The sequence below is a fragment of the Saccharopolyspora sp. ID03-671 genome, assembly GCF_045278815.1.
Lineage (GTDB): Bacteria > Actinomycetota > Actinomycetes > Mycobacteriales > Pseudonocardiaceae > Saccharopolyspora > Saccharopolyspora ipomoeae.
On record NZ_CP134054.1, the window covers coordinates 2749585 to 2767118 of the forward strand.

Consider the following 17534-nt stretch of genomic DNA (forward strand, 5'->3'; position numbering starts at 1 on the left):
AGCGCGGAGCGTTGCTCGTCAGGTACTTCTCGCTCGAACGTGGCCGTTGGCCTCCGGGTTCGGTGCGGCATCGGGCGAGTCGAACTCGGCGCGGATCTTCGCCGCGAGCTCGCTCTGCCCGCGCCTCTCGAGCGCGGAGGCGATGCTGTCGCTCAACAACGCGCGCTCGTCCTCATCTTCCGGCTGCAGACCCCGGATGAGTTCGACCAGGTGGTCCTGAGCACCGAGTTCCCCACGCTCCACATCAAGCTCGGGAACCCGTTCATCGTGCGCGGCAGCGGTGAGCTTGCGCAGGTTCGGGATCTTCCCGACCGCGTCGTCGATCTGGCTCTCATCACGAGCCAGCCACCACACCAGCGCGCTACCAGCGCTTTTGAGCACGTCGCCACCGAGGTACTCGCGCTTCTTCCGCTCGTGATTGCGCTCGTGCTCCCAGACCTCTTCTTCCTTCCGCACATCCGCGAGTCGGCGTAACCGGTCGGCATCGGACTCCGGCAGCCTCAACGCCACGTCCGTCGCCCACACCTCGATGTGCCCGGTCGCATCGGCGCGCACAACGCCCAGATACGACGTGAGTTTCGCCTGGGCGATCTCGACTTCCTCCGGAGAAGCGGCCCCGACCAATTGCCGCGACTGCTCCAACACCACTTCAGCGGCCAAACTGCCCGGGTCCGCGTGCGGAATCCCCGGCTCGGGCGACTTGCGTCGCCACCACACCACGCACGAGAGGACCAGTCGGTAGTCAGCCCTGGCACTCGACAGCGGGACGTACGACAGCTCGTACCGACTCGGGGGCGGAGGTTCAACAGGCGCCACGGCAGCGATGACGGGCTGAGGTTCTGGCCGTCGCCGCTCGTGCAGCCACTGGCTGACGGGCCCGGCCAACAACGACGGAGCGATCGCGGTCACCGCCGCGAGGACGACCCACACTCCCGGCGCCCACCCCCGCATCAACCCGAGGACCACCCACAGAATGGCGGCCAGCAATGAGGCGATCCGCACCGCACTGCGCTGTTCCCTGGTCATTTCGCCTCCTCAGCCGTGCTGAGCTGCACTTCGTCGATCTTCTTCCGCAGCAGCTGCACCGTCGGACGACGTTCTTCGGCCGAGGTCTGCCCACCGTCAGGCGCCCAATCCCGCAGCACGACGTACAACCGCCCCACGCGTCCGGCCCGTCCGGCGGCGTCCACCAGCACGTCGAGAAGGGCCTCTGCCGAGTTGTCCGCGATGACGGCATCGAGCCAATCGCGCACCCGCGCCGACCAGCACTCCCTGGGCCGTTCGACGACAACGGCCCAGTTCCTGGTCAGCTGCTCACGTACAGCCGCGCTTTTGAGCAATCCGGGTGCGCGGAGAAACCGCTCCGGATCAGCGATCCGCAGGAACAGATCCGCATCGGCGTCTACGCGCTTGTAAGCACGGGGCAAGCGCCAGAGCAGGTCGAAGAAGATCCGGTGGTCCTCGACGAGATTCACGAGCGCGTCCGAGGCGTTCCGAGCGATTCGGTGATCAGAATGCCTCGTGAGATGACGCAACCGCACCATCGCCTGCTCAGGATGGGTTTCAGCCAGCACGTTCGAGCAGACGAACACCAGAACATCAGCCAGGTCCGCCGCGAGAGAACGGCTCGTGACCCACTCGTAGATCTGTCGCCTGATCGCCAGAGCACCCGGTTCTTCCTTCAGACCTTCGGTCAGGATTCGCGCGGCCCAGTCCTGCACGTGGGGTGGTTGGTAGCGGGAATCCAACCGCAACAGCCAGGCTGCGAGGGCGCTGAGGTCCGCGCCGTGCCGCCCTTGTCTGCACACCGATGCGAACCGCTTCACGAGCTGCTCTCGGTCGGCATCGGTCAGCAGCGACGAGGCGCAGCACCGTCCCACCCACTCCAGCAGAACCGGACGAAGCCGCGGGAACGCGTACCAGAAGTGGTTCACGACGGCTTCGGCCGACCATTCGCCGAAACGCACCTCCCGCGACTCCGTGAGTTCGAGCCGCAGCTCACGCAGCTGCGTGTCCAAGCCCGCGCTGCTGAGCACGGGAAGCCGCTCTTCCAACCCTTCTGCTTGTGCGTGCAGCTTCTCCGCCGCGTCGCCCACGACATCGGCGTGCGCACCTTCCAGGAAGCCGGCGGACAGCAGCAGCGCCCGCTTGGGCGCCGGCAGGATCGCGACGAACTTCTCGAACGTCTTGTCCCGCTTGGACACCGCCTGCAGCGCTATGTGCAGACAAGTCTCGACGGATTGCCCCGGCCGCTGCCTGCGAAGCTTCGAGCATCGCTCGGCCAGCCGCCCGATCTCTTCCATCGAGGCGGTGGACAGGAAGTCCGCCAGGTCCTCGTCGTTGAACCTGTCGGGAGACAACTCCGAACTCAGGTCATTCAGGTGCAGAGCGAGAACCTGCGCCGCATCGGGCCGCTCGATCTCCACGAGCTCCGACGACAACTCCACGGAGAGGAAGTCACCGGCCTCAGGAGGTAGCACGACCACCGCGTGGCCTTCGGCCTTCTCAACCGCCCCGAGGAAGGACTCCAACGTCCCCTCGCCGGCATCGAGCCGACGCAGTTCGCTGTCCGCGGAGAGGTCGACCAGCAGGCATTCGCCTCGGAGAACGGTCTCGGGCTTGAGGAAGTCCTTCTCCTCCTCCTCGGTGTCGACAGGAACCTCTCTGACCGGTGAGCTCGCGCCCGCGCACTCGCGGAGCAGCATCTTCGCGGCGCTGCGCCGCCCGGCTCCGGCAGAACCACCCACCAGGACCGTGCGCGATTCCTTGACCCTGACTCGCGCCTCATCGAGATTGCCGGGTTCGACGAACCTGTCTTTCAACCACTTCAACCTGGACTCGGCCAGCTCTGGTTTGGGGAGGTTCTGGCGCAACCGTCGCCGCTGGGCCTCGCCCCATTCTCCGATGAAGACGGTATCGGCTCTGGCCACGGTCGTGGCGTACTTCGAGTCGACGTCCTTCATGCCGACCGGGAGACGTTCTTCCTCATCGGTCGTCATCGGGTCCACCCGAGTAGCTGTCCCCGATGTGCAGTCCGTCGTAGTTGGACCCGATAGCGGTCTGTTGCGTCGCCCGACCGTGGAATTCAATTCTGGGCGCCACTTCCGGCGAGCGAGTTCGACTCACTTCCCCCTCCCCCACCTCAGCGCTCGCCGGCTTGCCGGTGAGGAAACCCTCCCGGAGGAGCCGACCGGACGGCTTCGGGACGCGCAGGTAGGCGTGGCTGTTGAAGGTCTTCACCTTGGCCGTGACCTCGACGTACTCCTCGACTTCCTCCGCCGTGTACCCCGCCAGGACGGCGTCCTCGTACACCCGTTGGGAGACGATGGCCGCCACGCGAGTGACGTCGCTCGAACGGTCGAGGATGTCCCGGACCGGCTCGGAATCGAGGATCCGGTGAGCCTCGATGCGGGTCGCCCCGTTGCCGTCTCCGAGCAGTTCCTTGCCCGAGTCGGTCACGGGCCCGACCGACAGGCTCACGCGCATCCGGAGGTTCCCGTACGCCCTCGGGAGCATGTTGTTCTGCTCGGTGAGCTCGTCTTGCAGAGCCTGGAGAAACGGGTTCACCAGGTACGGCAGGTAGCCCGGGTCGAGGACCCGGCAGTAGCCGTCTCCGCCGGAGGGACCTCCGAATCCCGCATCGCCCAGGTATCCGTGCCCACAACGGGCGAAGGCGTTCTCCAGGATGCGCGGGATCTCGCACGTGATCTCGGAGTGGTAGCGGCTCTTCGTGCCGCTGAAGTCCTTGACGTCCGCGACCAGCACGGCCCGGTACGGAGGAAGTTCGATCGGCTCGTGACGAACGGGGCGTTCGGCCCGCACTGCGATTTCATCGTCCATGCTTGGAAGATCCCGAACTTCACACCCTCGAACTGTCCGCCATCGGACAGTCTTGATGTGACCCCGATCACTCAAGGCGGACCGCTCTCGCATCGTCGGCCAGTGCTCGGATGTTGGCGACGACGAGGCGGGGGCCGGGGGTTAGGACGCCGTCGGCGCGCATGGTGCGGATTTGCTCCGCGACGGTGCTCCGGACCAGCCCCAGCGCCTTGGCCAGCGCGTCCTGCGAGAACGGGATCCGATAGCAGTCCGGCCGGTTCGGGTCCGCGAGCCGAACGACCTCCAGGAACAGTCGCGCGAGGCGTTGCCTCGGCGGGAAGTGCACCTGCTGGACCTGGTACGGAACGGTCTCGGAGAGCTTGCCGACGAGGTAGTCGGCGTACGTCGCCCGTGCTCCTTGCTCTTCGAGGAAGCGATCGAATTCCGCCCGCGTCAGCGTTCGGGCCGTGCACTTCTCGAGCGCCACGACGGTGGCCGTCCGAGGTGTGCAGCGACCTGCGGCCATTTCCCCCACCAGGTCGCCAGGTCCCCGCAGCGACAGCAGCAGCTCCGATCCCTCGCTGTCTCCGGCCAGCACCTTGACCCTTCCTTGGAGCAGGACAAGCAGAAAACTCCCCATCTCTCCTTGCCGGAGCAGTGCCTCCCCCGGTTTGTAATGGCGGATCCCGCCTCTCGTCGCCAGCAGCCGCCACCGTCGTTCCCCCAGCAGTTCCGCGAAGCCTCGGAGATCTGCGTCATCGTGGTCATGCACGGGGAATCGGTACCGCGTGCGGGAAGAGGCGGGCGAGCAATTCGGCGAGAGTCCGCTCGAAGAGAGCAGACCGCGCACCGAAAGTCACGAGCGTCTCACTCGAATGGCGTTGGCATTCCGGAACGATCGCCGCACGCTCGAAGGTATGTCGCACAGCGAGGACGCGTGGAAGATCCTTCAGCAGAACCATGATCTGATCAAGGTCGCCGACGCGAAGGCCGCGGCGATCGTCACCGGCAACGGCGTGCTCGGTGGCGTGCTCCTCAAAGTCCTGCCACCGCACGGCGAATGGTCGGCCGCATGGCCGCACGTCACGCTGCTCCTCGTCGGCGTCGCCGCGGTGGCCACGAGCATCCTCTTCGCGCTGCGCGTGTTCATACCCCGGCTGAGCAACGATCGCCCCCGTTCCCTGCTCTACTTCGGCACGATCGCCCGCCGTTTCACCGATCCGTCGGAATTCGTGACCGAATACCGGAAACTGCTCAACGACGCGACGAAATTCGAGAAAGCTCTCGCCGAGCAGGTGTGGACGACGAGTCACATCGCGCGGCGCAAGTTCCGCAACGTCTCGCCGGCGATCTGGCTGTTGGGATTCGCACTGATCAACGCTCTCGCTGCGGGCGTGCTCCGCTGAACGCCCGGGTTCAACGGATCCAGAGGACGGCTGTGGCGTCGTCGTGGGGTTTGGCCCTGGGTGGGGGTGGGCCGGTGGTTTCGGCGTGGCGGACCTGGGTGAGGAGGGTGTTCGGGCCTTGTTCGGCGAGGAGGTCGAGGAGGCCCGGCCAGTCCGTGAGCGCGAAGTGGTCGACGTGACGGGAGGCGCGCCGTCGGTGAGGAGGGCCGCGCGGCTGAACGGGGCGGTGGTGCCGGTGACGGCGTGGTGGGCGGCTTCCGGATCCGTCGAGGCGACCCAGAAACCGCGCTCGGTGTTGCGGAGTTCGGCGACGGCTTCGCGGGTGTAGCTGGGCAGGTGGTCGATGCGGTCGTCGGTGATCGCGCGGACCTCCCCGTCGACGTCGAGGACCAGCGGGCTGTCGGCGAGCACCAGGTGCTCGGCCCGATCGCGCAGCCGCAGCAGCGTCGCCGTCGAGGACGGGCTGTTGGGGTTGTTCAGGTCGCAGGTGTCGGCGTGAGCGGCGCGGAGCCGGTCGATCGCCTCGGCCAGCAGCTCGGGCAGCGGATCGTCGCTGGTCGTGAGCAGTTCCGCGAGCGCTCCGCCGAGACGTCGCACCAGCCAGACGACGTCGTGCACGCACCCGCTGTCCACGCCGTCCGGCGCCGTGGCGCCGTCCAGCACGAACGCCCAGCCCGGGCCGATCGCGAAGTGGTCCTCGTTGCGACGCCCCGGAGTCGCGACCGTCGCCCCCGTCACGGACACCCGCGCACCTCCTCCGCACCACCGATTCCGCCGGAACTATAGGCGTTCCGGACCCGCTCGGCCGATCCGCGTGGCATCCTCGACGCGTGGTTGACCTGCAGAGACTGATCGCGTTCTGCGCGATGTCGTTGCTGCTGTCCGCGATCCCGGGGCCCAGCGTGCTCTTCGTCGTCGGCCGCGCCCTCGCGCACGGCCGACGGGCCGCGCTGTCCTCGGCGCTGGGCAACGCGCTCGGCGGGTACGCGCTGGTCGTCGCGGTGGCGTTCGGGCTGGGAACGGTGGTGGCGCAGTCGGCGCTGGTGTTCACCGCGGTCAAGCTGTGCGGTGCCGCCTACCTGATCCACCTGGGCGTTCAGGCCCTGCGCTCGCCCGCTCCCGAGATCGGTGCCGCACCGCCGGTTCCGGGACGTCGCCGGATCTGGGAGGGCGCGCTGGTCGGCGTCAGCAACCCCAAGAGCATCGTGTTCCTGATGGCGGTGCTGCCGCAGTTCGTCGACCGCGACGCCGGCGGCGTCATCGTCCAGATGCTCGTCCTCGGCCTCGCCGGCGCCCTGCTGCAGCTGCTCTCCGACAGCACCTGGGGCCTCACTGCCTCCGCCGCCCGCACCTGGTTCGGCCGCTCACCCCGCCGCCTCACCCGCCTCACCCGCACCGGCGGCGCCACCATGATCGGTCTCGGCGCCACCGTCGTCCTCACCGGCCGCCCCGACTGACCGTTCCCGGAGGCGAGCATCGCCCCGACGAGTCCTGCGGACCGGTCGAGCACCGCAGGACTCGTCGCGGGGGCAGCGGGTCAGTGGTCGTCTTCGCGGAAGAACATCTCTTCCAGGTCGTCCGCTGTTTCGGCCACGAAGTTGAGGGGGTCCGTGAACTCGTTGATGTCGAGGTTGAGCAGCGGGACCGCGTGGCGGAGGACGAGGTAGTCGCCGATGATGACGGCGCCGCACACGACCGAGGTCTGCCCGAGCTCGTCGAGGACCTTGTGCAGGTCGACCTGCTCGGCGCGGCCGATCACGGAGACGACCTGCACCCAGTCCTCGCTGTCGTCGAGCCGCTCGCGGGCCACGATGACGATCTGGCTGCGGTCGTCCTCGTACTCGACGAGGATCCGGATCTCCTCCTCGCTGGACTCGATGATCCGGTACTCCGGCTCCTCCTCCAGGTCGTCGTCCTCTTCCTCCGGCGGCGGCAGGTATTCGGAACGGATGAACGTGCTCAGGTCTTCCCAGGTCGCCACGTGTACCTCCCGGCAACGGCGCGCATGTCGCGGCGAAGTGTAGGTGATCAGGACTCCGCTGCGGGCCGTTTCGACGCCGTCACCGGAAAGTGCTGCACCGGGCGGTCGCTCGACCGAACGGACCCCCGCTGACCTGCTGCTACAGGAGTCCTTTGTGGCGTCACCAGTCGTTCGTGTTTCCGCCTCCCCCGTTCAGGACCTAGCGTCGGACCGGGAGCCGATCAGAAGGGGATGACGATGAGCGAGAACGGACTGCGCGACCGGGTGGTGGTCATCGGCGGGGGCGCGAAGAACCTCGGCGGACTGCTGTCGCGGACGCTGGCCGCCGACGGCGCGAAGGTCGTCGTGCACTACCACGGCGACGCCTCCGCGGACGACGCCGACAAGACGGTGCGGGCCGTGCAGGAGGCGGGCGGCCAGGCCGCCGCGGTGCAGGGCGACCTGACGAAGGTGGCCGACGTGCGGCGGCTCTTCGACACGGCGGTGGACACCTTCGGCGGCGCCGACGTCGCGGTGAACACGACCGGGATGGTGCTGCGCAAGCCGATCCTGGAGACCACCGAGGAGGAGTTCGATCGGATGTTCGCGATCAACGCGAAGGCCGGCTACTTCTTCATCCAGGAAGCCGGGCGCCGCCTCAACGACAACGGGAAGATCATCAGCCTGGGCACCTCGCTGCTGGCGGCCTTCACCGACGGCTACTCCACCTACGCCGGCGGCAAGGCCCCGCTGGAGCACTTCACGCGGGCCGCAGCCAAGGAGTTCGCCGACCGGGGGATCTCGGTGAACGTCGTCGCGCCCGGGCCGATGGACACCCCGTTCTTCTACCCGCAGGAGACGCCGGAGCGGGTCGAGTTCCACAAGTCCCAGGCCTTGGGCGGGCAGCTGACGCAGATCGAGGACATCGTGCCGATCATCCGCCACCTGGCCACCGAGGGCTGGTGGTTCACCGGTCAGACCCTGTTCCCCAACGGGGGCTACACCACTCGCTGATCCGACGGCGGCCCGTGCGGGCCGCCCCTTCCCGGAGGAAGCCTGCACATGCCCCTGACGTGGGGATACGGTCGGGTCGTGGTGTTCGACTCCGATGTTCGCGCGGACCGGTCGTAGATGGTGCTCGACCTGAACAAGCTCGCCCACCTGATCGCGGTCGCCGAGGAGGGCGGGTTCACCCGCGCCGCCCGGCGGCTGCACCTGTCGCAGCAGGCGCTGTCCACGTCGATCCGCGCGCTGGAGCGCGAGGTCGGCGTGGACCTGCTGGACCGCAGCGGCGCGAAGCTGACCGTGCTGCCCGCCGGTGAGGCGCTGATCGCCGACGCGCGCCTGCTGCACGGGGCCGCCCGGTCGGCGCTGCTGCGCGCCCGGCGGATCGGCCGCGGCGAGCCCGAGATGCTGCGCATCGGCCACACCCCGGCGGTCGCCGGTGACGAGGTGACCGCGCTGCTGCACCGCGTCCACGACGCGAAACCGGACCTGTCCACGCAGGTCAACCAGCGATACCCGGGCGAGCTCACCGAGCAGCTGATCGCCGGGGAGCTCGACCTCGGCCTGTGCCGGGGCATGGAACCCGAGCCCGGGCTGTCCCGGGCCACGCTGGCGCACCACCGGCTGCGGGTGGCGGTTCCCGCCGGGCACCGGTTCGCCCGGCGGGAGTCGGTGGAGTTCGGCGAGCTCACCGACGAGACGATCGTGATGTGGGGCAGGCCCGGGCGTTCCGGCTACACCGATCTGCTCATCGCGCACTGCCGCCGGGCCGGGTTCGAACCCGTCGTCCGCCGCAACCCCATCCAGGGAACTCCGCCGGTCACCGCGGTGCAGGGCGGCGACGACGTCGCGCTCGTGACCGCCCCGGCGGGGCCGTCGCTCGGCGGCGCGGTCCAGGTCGTCGACCTGCTGCCGCCGACGTTCGCTCCGCTGCACGCGCTGTGGCCCGCGAACACCCTCTCCCCCGCCCGCGAGGACTTCCTGAGCGCCGCCGCCGAGCACTGATCCTCCACTGTGGAGGGTTTGAAAGTTTCGGCGCCACAAGGGTTCACAGCCGATCGGCGCATCATCGCGCACTGCGAACGGATGATTGACCCGGCCATAGCCCCTGACGTAGCGTGCCGAACGATGTCCGGCTGGTCGAACATCGTCAGCGACGACGACGGGGATGGAAACCATGGCACTGGCAGCAGCGGGCGACCTCAGGTTGTCGATGAACTGGATGGACACGCTCATCCTGGTCATCTACTTCGCCGTGGTCCTCGGCATCGCAGTGGCCGCGCGGCGCAGCGTCAGCAACAGCCTTGACTTCTTCCTGGCGGGCCGAGCGCTGCCCGCCTGGGTCACGGGTCTGGCGTTCGTGTCGGCGAACCTCGGCGCCACCGAGATCCTGGGCATGGCCGCCAACGGCGCCCAGTACGGGGCCTACACCGTGCACTGGTACTGGATCGGCGCGATCCCGGCCATGGTGTTCCTCGGCCTGGTGATGATGCCCTTCTACTACAACTCCAAGGTGCGCAGCGTTCCCGAGTTCCTGCTGCTGCGGTTCAGCCGCTCCTCGCACCTGCTCAGCGCGGTGATCTTCGCGGTCGCCTCGGTGCTCATCGCGGGGGTGAACCTCTACGCGCTCGCGATCGTGCTGCGGGCGCTGCTGGGCTGGCCGCTGCCGGTCTCGATCTTCACCGCGGGGATCTTCGTGCTCGCCTACATCGTCATCGGCGGGCTGTCCTCGGCGATCTACAACGAGGTCCTGCAGTTCTTCGTCATCGTCGCCGCGCTCATCCCGCTGACCGTGCTCGGCCTGGTCCGGGTCGGCGGCGTCGACGGGCTCATCGACAAGGTGACCTCGCAGCAGGGCGAGATGTTCATGTCCACCTGGGCCGGAACGGGATTCGGCGAGACCAACCCGCTCGGCACCAACTGGCTGACCATCACCCTCGGCCTCGGCTTCGCGATCTCCTTCGGCTACTGGACGACGAACTTCGCCGAGGTGCAGCGATCGCTGTCGGCCAAGAACCTCTCCGCCGCGCGGCGCACCCCGCTGATCGCGGCGTTCCCGAAGATCTTCATCCCGCTGATCGTGGTGCTGCCGGGCATCATCGCGCTGGTCATCGAGCCGACGATCGGCAAGACCGGCGGCTACGACTACAACGACGCGATCCCGATCCTGATGCGCGACCTGCTGCCGAACGGCGTGCTCGGGCTCGCGGTCACCGGTCTGATGGCCTCGTTCATGGCGGGCATGGCGGCCAACGTCTCCAGCTTCAACACGGTGTTCACCACCGACATCTGGCGGGCCTACATCAAGCCGCACATGCCCGACGCGCACTACCTGCGGGTGGGCCGGGCGATCACCGCGATCGGCGTGGTCATCGGCATGGGAACGGCGTTCCTGGCCGCCTCGTTCAGCAACATCATGAACTACATGCAGACGTTGTTCGCGTTCTTCAACGTCCCGCTGTTCGCCACGTTCATCCTGGCGCTGTTCTGGAAGCGGATGACCGCCAAGGCCGGGTTCTGGGGCCTGCTGCTGGGCACCGCGGCGCCGATCGCGTTCTACTTCGCCTACCAGGCCGGGATCGTCGAGATGGGCTCCGACCAGGGCGCGAACATGACCGCCTCGATGATCGCATTCGCGGTGGACCTGCTGGTCAGCGTCCCGATCGCGCTGGCGACCAAGCCGAAGCCGGACGCCGAGCTCGAAGGCCTCGTCTACACCCGCGCCTCCGCCCGCGACAAGGGCGTGGTGGCCGCGGGCGACGACGCCTGGTACCGCAAGCCCGCCGTCCTCGGCTGGGGCGCGCTGGTCCTCTCCGCCCTCTGCTACATCCCGTTCACCCTCTGACGAAGAGTCCGCTCCTGCTGCTCGGCGCACGGCGTCGCGGCGCGCTCGCCACGAAGCCGCTCAGACCCCCGGCGGTGCCGGCTGCGAGACCACTCACCGAAAAGAGAATGTGATGGCCGAAAACCAGCCCGAAGAAACAGAGATCGCCCACCACGCGGCGGAGATCGCCGACCTGGAGCGGCAGTCCGGCACGGCGTCGCGGTTGTTCGACGTGCGCACCGTGATCGGCGGGTTGTTCCTCATCTACGGCGTGCTCATCGGCGCCGCCGGGATCGCCCCCGACGCCGCCGAGCTGGAGAAGGCGCAGGGCATCAACATCAACCTGTGGACGGGCGTGTCGATGCTGGTCGTCGGCGGTCTGTTCCTGCTGTGGCTGCGGCTGCGGCCGCTGCAGACGCCGCCGAAGGAGTAGACGCGACTGGTGCTTTCGGTTGATCTCCGGTTTCGCCCCAGTGGATCTCCGGGTACCGCGTCGGGCGAGGGAAGGAGTCGTCCGATGGCATCGTTGTTGACGTTCCTGGTCGCCGGAACCCTGCTGGTCGCGGTCGACGGACACCTGCTGCGGCGCAGCGGCACCGCCTACCTCCGAGAGCTCGGGAGCACTGCGGCGCCGCTGAACCAGCTGGTCACCGTCGTGTTCCACCTCGCGACGCTCGGGCTGGTCGCGCTCATCGCGATCCTGCCGATGGACCTGGGCGGTGAGCCCAAGACCGTGGTCGGGCGGATCGGCGCGCTGCTGCTGGTCCTGGCCGCGGCGCACGCGGTGACGATCTGGTCCTTCGGGCGCATCCGAGCCCGGCACGAGTCGGAGATCCTCACCGCCGAGGTCGCGCGACGGAGCTGAGGATCAGGCGGGCTCGCCGAACTCGCCGAACCAGTGGGCGAGGCGGCCCCGCCTGCTCACCGCGCGCAGCCGGTTCTCGGTGGCCTGGCGCTGGGCCAGCGTGGTGACGATGAACAGCTCGTCCCCGTTGTCGACGGCGGTGTCCGGCGCCGGGACGAAGGTGTGGCCGTCGCGGATGATCAGGGTGACCACGCCGGGTTCGGGCAGTCGGAGCTCGCGGACCTCCACGCCGTGCATCGCCGAACCCGGTGGCACCTCCATCGACAGCAGCTCCGCGTCGAGGACGTCCAGCGGGGCCGCCTCGACCTGGATCTCCCGGGTGGCCTCGCGCGGGATGAGCCCCATCCACCGCGCCAGCGACCGCAGGCTCGGCCCCTGCACCACGGTGAACACCATGACCAGCACGAACACGACGTCCAGCAGTCGCTGACTGCCCGGCACCCCCTGCACCACCGGGAACGTGGCCAGCACGATCGGCACCGCGCCGCGCAGCCCCGCCCACGACAGGAACACCTGCTCGCGCAGCGGGACCCGGAACCACACCAGCGACAGCACCACCGACAGCGGCCGGGCGAGGAGCAGCAGCACCAGGCCGACGACCAGCGCCGGGACCACCTCCAGCGGCAGCCTGCTCGGCGAGACCAGCAGCCCGAGCAGCACGAACAGCCCGATCTGGGCCAGCCAGCCCAGCCCCTCGGCGAACGACCGCGTCGCCGAGCGGTGCGGCAGGCCGCTGTTGGCGAGCACCACGCCCGACACGTAGGCGGCGAGGAACCCGCTGGCGTGGGCGGCGCCGGCGGCGGCGAAGGCGACGAACCCGAGCCCGAACGCCGCCAGCGGGTAGAGCCCGGAGGCGGGCAGCGCCACGCGCGGCAGCACCAGGGCGCCCAGGCAGCCCACGCCCACGCCGAGCAGCCCGCCCAGACCGAGCTGGTAGACCAGGCTCAGCAGCAGGTGGCCGGGCTCGAACAGCAACGGGGTGGCGCTGAACAGCAGCACCAGGATGACCGTGGGCGCGTCGTTGAAACCGGACTCGGCCTCCAGCAGTCCGGCGACCCGGCGCGGCAGCGGCAGCACCCGCAGCACCGAGAACACCGCGGCGGAGTCCGTCGAGGACACGATCGCGCCGAGCAGCAGGGCCAGCTGCCAGTCGAAGCCCATCAGGTAGTGCGCCCCGGCGGCGGTGACGGCGAGGCTGACGACGATGCCGAGCGTGGCCAGCACCCCGGCGGGGGCGACCACCCTGCGCACGTCGGACCACTTCGTGGTCAGACCACCTTCGACGAGGATCACCGCGAGCGCGGCCGTGCCGAGGTTGCGCGCCAGCTCGGCGTTGTCGAAGTCGAACCCGATCCCGCTCTCCCCGAGCAGCACGCCGAGCGCGAGGAACAGCAGCAGGCTCGGCAACCCCGCCCCGTGCGCGACGCGGGTGCCCACCACACCCGCCAGCAGCACCAGCCCACCGGCGAGCAGCACCAGGTAGAGCTGCTCCAACGACATGAGTCCCCCGAACGGAATCGGCCAGTGATACTAGCCAATCGCTTCACCCACGCGACCTGACGACATCCCCACCCCCTCCCCGCGTCGAATGTTGCGGTTTTCGTCGCGTCGAAAACCGCAACATTCGACGCGACGAAAACCGGGGTTTTCGTTCGGGGGACCCACGGGTGGGTTGCGGACCAGGGGTGGGCGAGAACGCAAGCAAGTCGTGATCGGGGTCTCTGGCGCGGCGGCACTCGAACGCGTTATTTTACTCGTCAGTAGGTAATGCCCGGCCGTGCAGCCGGCCGATTGGAGACGCACCGTGTCAAACGCCCAACCCGGACAGGCTGGCGGCGCGAAGAAGCGCGACGCCATGGGCCTCGGCCTCGCGGCCCTGACCAAGATCGCCAGCGCGCCGATCATCGACAAGTTCGGCCTGCGCAAGCAGTTCGAGAACCTGGTGCAGTCCGGCACGAGAACCGGCTTCAAGGCCGCCGGCGCCGCCACCCGGTCCTTCAAGAAGGCCCAGGGCCACAACAAGCCCGCGCGGCTCACCCCGGCCCCGTCCAAGGACCTCTTCGACATCGAGCCCGACGAGGAGCAGGCGCTCATCGCCGAGACGGTGCGCGAGTTCGCCGCCGAGCAGCTGCGCCCGGCCGCCGCGGGCGGCGACGCCAAGCTCGCCCCGCCGGACGGCCTGCTGGAGCGCTCCGCCGAGCTCGGCCTGAGCGTCGTGGGCATCCCCGAGTCCCTCGGCGGCATCGGCACCGAGCGCTCCGCCGTGACGAACGTGCTGGTCAGCGAGGCCCTCGCCCACGGCGACATGGGCCTGGCCGTCGCGGTGCTCGCGCCGTCGGCCGTCTCGACCGCGCTGACCCTGTGGGGCGACGAGGACCAGCAGGCCACCTACCTGCCCGCCTTCACCGGCGAGAACGTGCCCGCCGCCGCGCTGGCGCTGCAGGAGCGGGTGGCACTCGGCGACCCGCTCAACCCGACCACCACCGCCCAGCGCACCCCGCAGGGCTACCGGCTCACCGGCGTGAAGTCGATGGTGCGCGCGCGCCGCCCAGGCCGAGCTGTTCATCATCTCGGCGAACCTCGACGGCAAGCCCGCGCTGTTCCTCGTCGAGTCCTCCACCTCGGGCCTGTCCGTCGAGGCCGAGCCCGCGATGGGCCTGCGCTCGGCGGCGACCGGCAAGGTGCACCTGGAGCAGGTGGAGGTGCCGCGGACCGCGCTGCTCGGCGAGGGAGACCTCGACGTGTTCACCGACCTGGTGCGGCTGTCCCGGCTGGCCTGGTCCGCGCTCGCAGCGGGCACCGCCCGGGCCGTGCTCGACTACGTCATCCCCTACGTCAACGAGCGCACCGCGTTCGGCGAGCCGCTCAGCCACCGGCAGGCCGTGGCCTTCAACGTCGCCGACATCGGCATCGAGCTGGAGAGCATCCGGCTGACCACGCTGCGCGCCGCCGGTCGCGCCGAGCAGGGCAAGCCGTTCGCCCGCGAGGTCGCGCTGGCGCGAAAGCTGGCCACCGACAAGGGGATGCAGATCGGCAGCGCGGGCGTGCAGCTGCTCGGCGGCCACGGCTACACCAAGGAACACCCCGTCGAGCGCTGGTACCGAGACCTGCGCGCCATCGGCGTGATGGAAGGCGCGGTCCTCGTCTGAGGGCTTTCGAGACGCGAAGGACTTAATCCCATGATCAATCTTGAGGTCCCGAAGAAGGCGACCGCGCTGGTCAACCAGGCCTACCAGGCCGCTTCCGAGGTCTTCCGCCCGATCTCGCGCAAGTACGACCGCGCCGAGCACGACTACCCCAAGGAGCTCGACACCCTCGCCGCCCTGCTCGACGGGCTCAACTCGTCCGGTGAGGGCGGCGCGGGCGCGGCAGGCGTGCGCAAGAGCGGCGACGACGCCCAGAAGGGCAACCGCAACGGCGCGAACCTGAACCTGGTGCTGGGCACCATGGAGATGTGCTGGGGCGACGTCGCGATGCTGCTGGCCATGCCGCGCCAGGGCCTGGGCAACGCGGCCATCGCCTCGGTCGCCAACGAGGAGCAGGCCAAGCGGTTCGCGAACGTGTGGGCGGCGATGGCCATCACCGAGCCGCACACCGGCTCGGACTCGGCCAACATCACCACCACCGCCGAGCTCGACGGCGACGAGTACGTGCTCAACGGCGAGAAGATCTTCGTCACCGCAGGTCAGCGCGCCGACACGGTCGTGGTGTGGGCGACGCTGGACAAGACGAAGGGCCGCGCGGCCATCAAGTCGTTCGTGGTGGAGAAGACCCGCCCGGGCATCAAGGTGGAGCGGCTGGAGCACAAGCTCGGCATCAAGGCCTCCGACACCGCGGTCATCCGGCTGGACAACTGCCGGGTGCCGAAGGAGAACCTGCTGGGCTCGCCGGAGATCGACACCAAGTCGGGCTTCGCGGGCGTCATGCAGACCTTCGACAACACCCGCCCGCTGGTGGCCGCGATGGCCATCGGCGTCGCGCGGGCCGCGCTGGAGGAGACCCAGAAGGTCCTCGCCGAGGCGGGCGTGACGGTCGACTACGACCGCCCGGCCAACTCGCAGCACGCCGCCGCCGCTGCGTTCCTGCAGCTGGAGGCCGACTACGAGGCCGCGTACCTGCTGACGCTGCAGGCGGCGTGGATGGCCGACAACCGCAAGCCGAACTCGCTGCAGGCGTCGATGGCCAAGGCCAAGGCCGGTCGCTCGGTCGTCGACATCACCCTGCGCTGCGTCGAGCTGTGCGGCACCGTCGGCTACACCGAGGAGTCGCTGCTGGAGAAGTGGTCCCGCGACTCGAAGATCCTCGACATCTTCGAGGGGACTCAGCAGATCCAGCAGCTCATCGTCGCCCGCCGCCTGCTCGGCAAGTCCAGCGCCGAGCTCAAGTGATCCCTCCCCCGCTCAACGCGAACCCGGCCCGGGACCGTCCTCAGTGGACGACCCCGGGCCGGTCCCGCCTCAAGGGGAGGGAAGTTTTCATGAAAACTTCCCTCCCCCACCAGAACCGAGGTTCTCATGAAAACTTCCCCACTCGAGGAGGGATCCGCACGTCAGGAGACCCCTCACGGGGGTCTTCCGACAACTCGGGTGGATGGTTGTGGGGACAGTTTTCATGAAAACTTCGGTTTTGGGGTGGACGGGAGGTTTTCATGAGAACTTCCCCGTGCCCGGAACCGGGCGTTCAGCCTTCCGCGACCTCTCCGAGGGTGTTGCCGACTAGGCTGTAGAGGGTTTCGGCGAGTTGGGTGAGGCCGGGTTCTTCGGCCGGGTAGTGGCCGCAGCCTTCGAGCATGACGACCGCGGTCGGGGCCTTGATCCGGTCGAGGAAGCGGAGGCTGAGCTCCGGGGGCGTCCAGTCGTCGGCCGCCGGGTGGGTGAGGATCACCGGTGCCTCGGCGAAGTCCTCCGGTGGCGTGTGGCGGTAGCGGGCGAAGCTGGTCAGCAGGCCGATCGGGGCGTGCAGCCCGCCGCCCCGGGGGTCGGCGGCGCACAGCGCCGAGAGCTCCGGGTTCCGGCTGATCCTGCCGACCTCGGCCATCCACCGCATCGGCACCCGCACCCCGCCGACCAGCCGCTCCGCCACGGCCAGGAGGGGCGCCGGGATCGAGCCGAGGACGCCGCGGGCCGCGTGCCGACGGGCGTCCGGGTCGGCCGGGTCGAGCAGGCAGGTGGCGACCACGGCGGAGACCTGGCCGGTGCGGGCGGCGACCTCGTAGGCCAGCATCCCGCCCATGCTCGCGCCGACCAGCACCAGCGGCCGGTCGTCCCGCAGCCGTTCGGCGAGGACCAGTTCGCACAGCAGCTCCACCCAGTGGCCGTAGCGGATCCGGCCGGGCCGGTCGACGGCGCTGGCGCCGTAGGGCGGCAGGTCCGGGAGCAGCAGGTCGGCCATGCCCGCGACCGGCGAGCACACCGGCCACAGCGCCCCGGAGTGACCGGCTGCGCCGTGGATCGCCATCACCCGGGCGGGAGCGTCCGGGGCCGCCGCTCGGGCGATGTGCACGTGACCGCCCCGCCAGCGCCACCAGGTCGACGTCGGCTCCACCGCGGTGGCGCGCCGCCGGTAGGAATCCGGCAGGAAGCGGGCATAACTCGCGCTGTCCACCCCACCAGGGTGAGCGCCGATCACCCGGCCGACAACTCTCCCGCTTCGCGT

The 17534-nt window shown here is 69.1% G+C and carries 15 protein-coding genes and 2 pseudogenes; 9 read left to right on the top strand and 8 right to left on the bottom strand.

Features of this window, described 5'->3' with window-relative positions:
* Nucleotides 1-18 precede the first annotated feature (18 nt).
* The 4 genes from REH65_RS12330 to REH65_RS12345 form a co-directional block, all read right to left on the bottom strand.
* Nucleotides 19-1026 carry a hypothetical protein gene (locus tag REH65_RS12330; RefSeq protein ID WP_406692525.1) on the bottom strand — a complete coding sequence of 336 codons (1008 nt, stop codon included), beginning with the start codon at nucleotides 1024-1026 and terminating at the stop codon, nucleotides 19-21.
* Nucleotides 1023-2999, bottom strand: a complete 1977-nt coding sequence (locus tag REH65_RS12335) for a hypothetical protein (RefSeq protein WP_406692526.1) — start codon at nucleotides 2997-2999, stop codon at nucleotides 1023-1025. The genes REH65_RS12330 and REH65_RS12335 overlap by 4 nt, the downstream gene beginning before the upstream one ends.
* Nucleotides 2986-3765 carry a hypothetical protein gene (locus REH65_RS12340; protein WP_406692527.1) on the bottom strand — a complete coding sequence of 260 codons (780 nt, stop codon included), beginning with the start codon at nucleotides 3763-3765 and terminating at the stop codon, nucleotides 2986-2988. Before REH65_RS12340 ends, REH65_RS12335 begins: the two co-directional genes overlap by 14 nt.
* Before the next feature lie 142 nt (nucleotides 3766-3907).
* Nucleotides 3908-4591 carry a Crp/Fnr family transcriptional regulator gene (locus REH65_RS12345; protein ID WP_406692528.1) on the bottom strand — a complete coding sequence of 228 codons (684 nt, stop codon included), beginning with the start codon at nucleotides 4589-4591 and terminating at the stop codon, nucleotides 3908-3910.
* A 145-nt stretch (nucleotides 4592-4736) separates the two neighbouring features.
* On the opposite strand from REH65_RS12345, the gene REH65_RS12350 reads away from it, so the two are divergent.
* Nucleotides 4737-5225, top strand: a complete 489-nt coding sequence (locus REH65_RS12350) for a Pycsar system effector family protein (RefSeq protein ID WP_406693149.1) — start codon at nucleotides 4737-4739, stop codon at nucleotides 5223-5225.
* A 246-nt stretch (nucleotides 5226-5471) separates the two neighbouring features.
* On the opposite strand, the pseudogene REH65_RS12355 reads toward REH65_RS12350, so the two are convergent.
* Nucleotides 5472-5969, bottom strand: a pseudogene (locus REH65_RS12355) (protein phosphatase 2C domain-containing protein); the annotation flags it as partial.
* Between the two features lie 86 nt (nucleotides 5970-6055).
* Between REH65_RS12355 and REH65_RS12360 the strand changes: the two are divergent.
* The gene (locus tag REH65_RS12360; protein ID WP_406692529.1) at nucleotides 6056-6682 is read left to right on the top strand and encodes a LysE family translocator; all 627 of its coding nucleotides are present in this window, start codon (nucleotides 6056-6058) and stop codon (nucleotides 6680-6682) included.
* 80 nt (nucleotides 6683-6762) lie between these two features.
* Here REH65_RS12360 and REH65_RS12365 read toward each other — a convergent pair whose 3' ends face one another.
* On the bottom strand, nucleotides 6763-7206 hold the full coding sequence (locus tag REH65_RS12365) for a hypothetical protein (protein WP_406692530.1): 444 nt from the start codon (nucleotides 7204-7206) through the stop codon (nucleotides 6763-6765).
* Between the two features lie 237 nt (nucleotides 7207-7443).
* Here REH65_RS12365 and REH65_RS12370 point away from each other — a divergent pair, with 237 nt between their 5' ends.
* From REH65_RS12370 to REH65_RS12390, 5 genes are all read left to right on the top strand, one after another.
* Entirely contained in the window at nucleotides 7444-8199 is a 756-nt protein-coding gene (locus tag REH65_RS12370) for an SDR family oxidoreductase (RefSeq protein WP_406692531.1), read from the top strand.
* 117 nt (nucleotides 8200-8316) lie between these two features.
* Nucleotides 8317-9195, top strand: a complete 879-nt coding sequence (locus tag REH65_RS12375; protein WP_406692532.1) for a LysR substrate-binding domain-containing protein — start codon at nucleotides 8317-8319, stop codon at nucleotides 9193-9195.
* Between the two features lie 172 nt (nucleotides 9196-9367).
* On the top strand, nucleotides 9368-11035 hold the full coding sequence (locus tag REH65_RS12380) for a sodium:solute symporter family protein (protein ID WP_406692533.1): 1668 nt from the start codon (nucleotides 9368-9370) through the stop codon (nucleotides 11033-11035).
* A 112-nt stretch (nucleotides 11036-11147) separates the two neighbouring features.
* Complete coding sequence (locus REH65_RS12385) at nucleotides 11148-11447, top strand: hypothetical protein (protein WP_281456288.1); 300 nt, start codon at nucleotides 11148-11150, stop codon at nucleotides 11445-11447.
* A gap of 84 nt (nucleotides 11448-11531) precedes the next feature.
* Nucleotides 11532-11879, top strand: a complete 348-nt coding sequence (locus REH65_RS12390) for a hypothetical protein (protein WP_406692534.1) — start codon at nucleotides 11532-11534, stop codon at nucleotides 11877-11879.
* Between the two features lie 3 nt (nucleotides 11880-11882).
* Here REH65_RS12390 and REH65_RS12395 read toward each other — a convergent pair whose 3' ends face one another.
* On the bottom strand, nucleotides 11883-13373 hold the full coding sequence (locus tag REH65_RS12395) for a potassium/proton antiporter (RefSeq protein ID WP_406693150.1): 1491 nt from the start codon (nucleotides 13371-13373) through the stop codon (nucleotides 11883-11885).
* Nucleotides 13374-13734: 361 nt separating this feature from the next.
* On the opposite strand from REH65_RS12395, the pseudogene REH65_RS12400 reads away from it, so the two are divergent.
* Together REH65_RS12400 and REH65_RS12405 are read left to right on the top strand one after the other, a co-directional pair.
* Nucleotides 13735-15028, top strand: a pseudogene (locus REH65_RS12400) (acyl-CoA dehydrogenase family protein).
* A gap of 30 nt (nucleotides 15029-15058) precedes the next feature.
* Nucleotides 15059-16267, top strand: a complete 1209-nt coding sequence (locus tag REH65_RS12405) for an acyl-CoA dehydrogenase family protein (RefSeq protein ID WP_281456290.1) — start codon at nucleotides 15059-15061, stop codon at nucleotides 16265-16267.
* A 292-nt stretch (nucleotides 16268-16559) separates the two neighbouring features.
* Here REH65_RS12405 and REH65_RS12410 read toward each other — a convergent pair whose 3' ends face one another.
* A complete protein-coding gene (locus REH65_RS12410; protein WP_406692535.1) occupies nucleotides 16560-17483 on the bottom strand; it encodes an alpha/beta hydrolase in 924 nt (307 codons plus the stop codon).
* Between the last annotated feature and the right edge of the window lie 51 nt (nucleotides 17484-17534).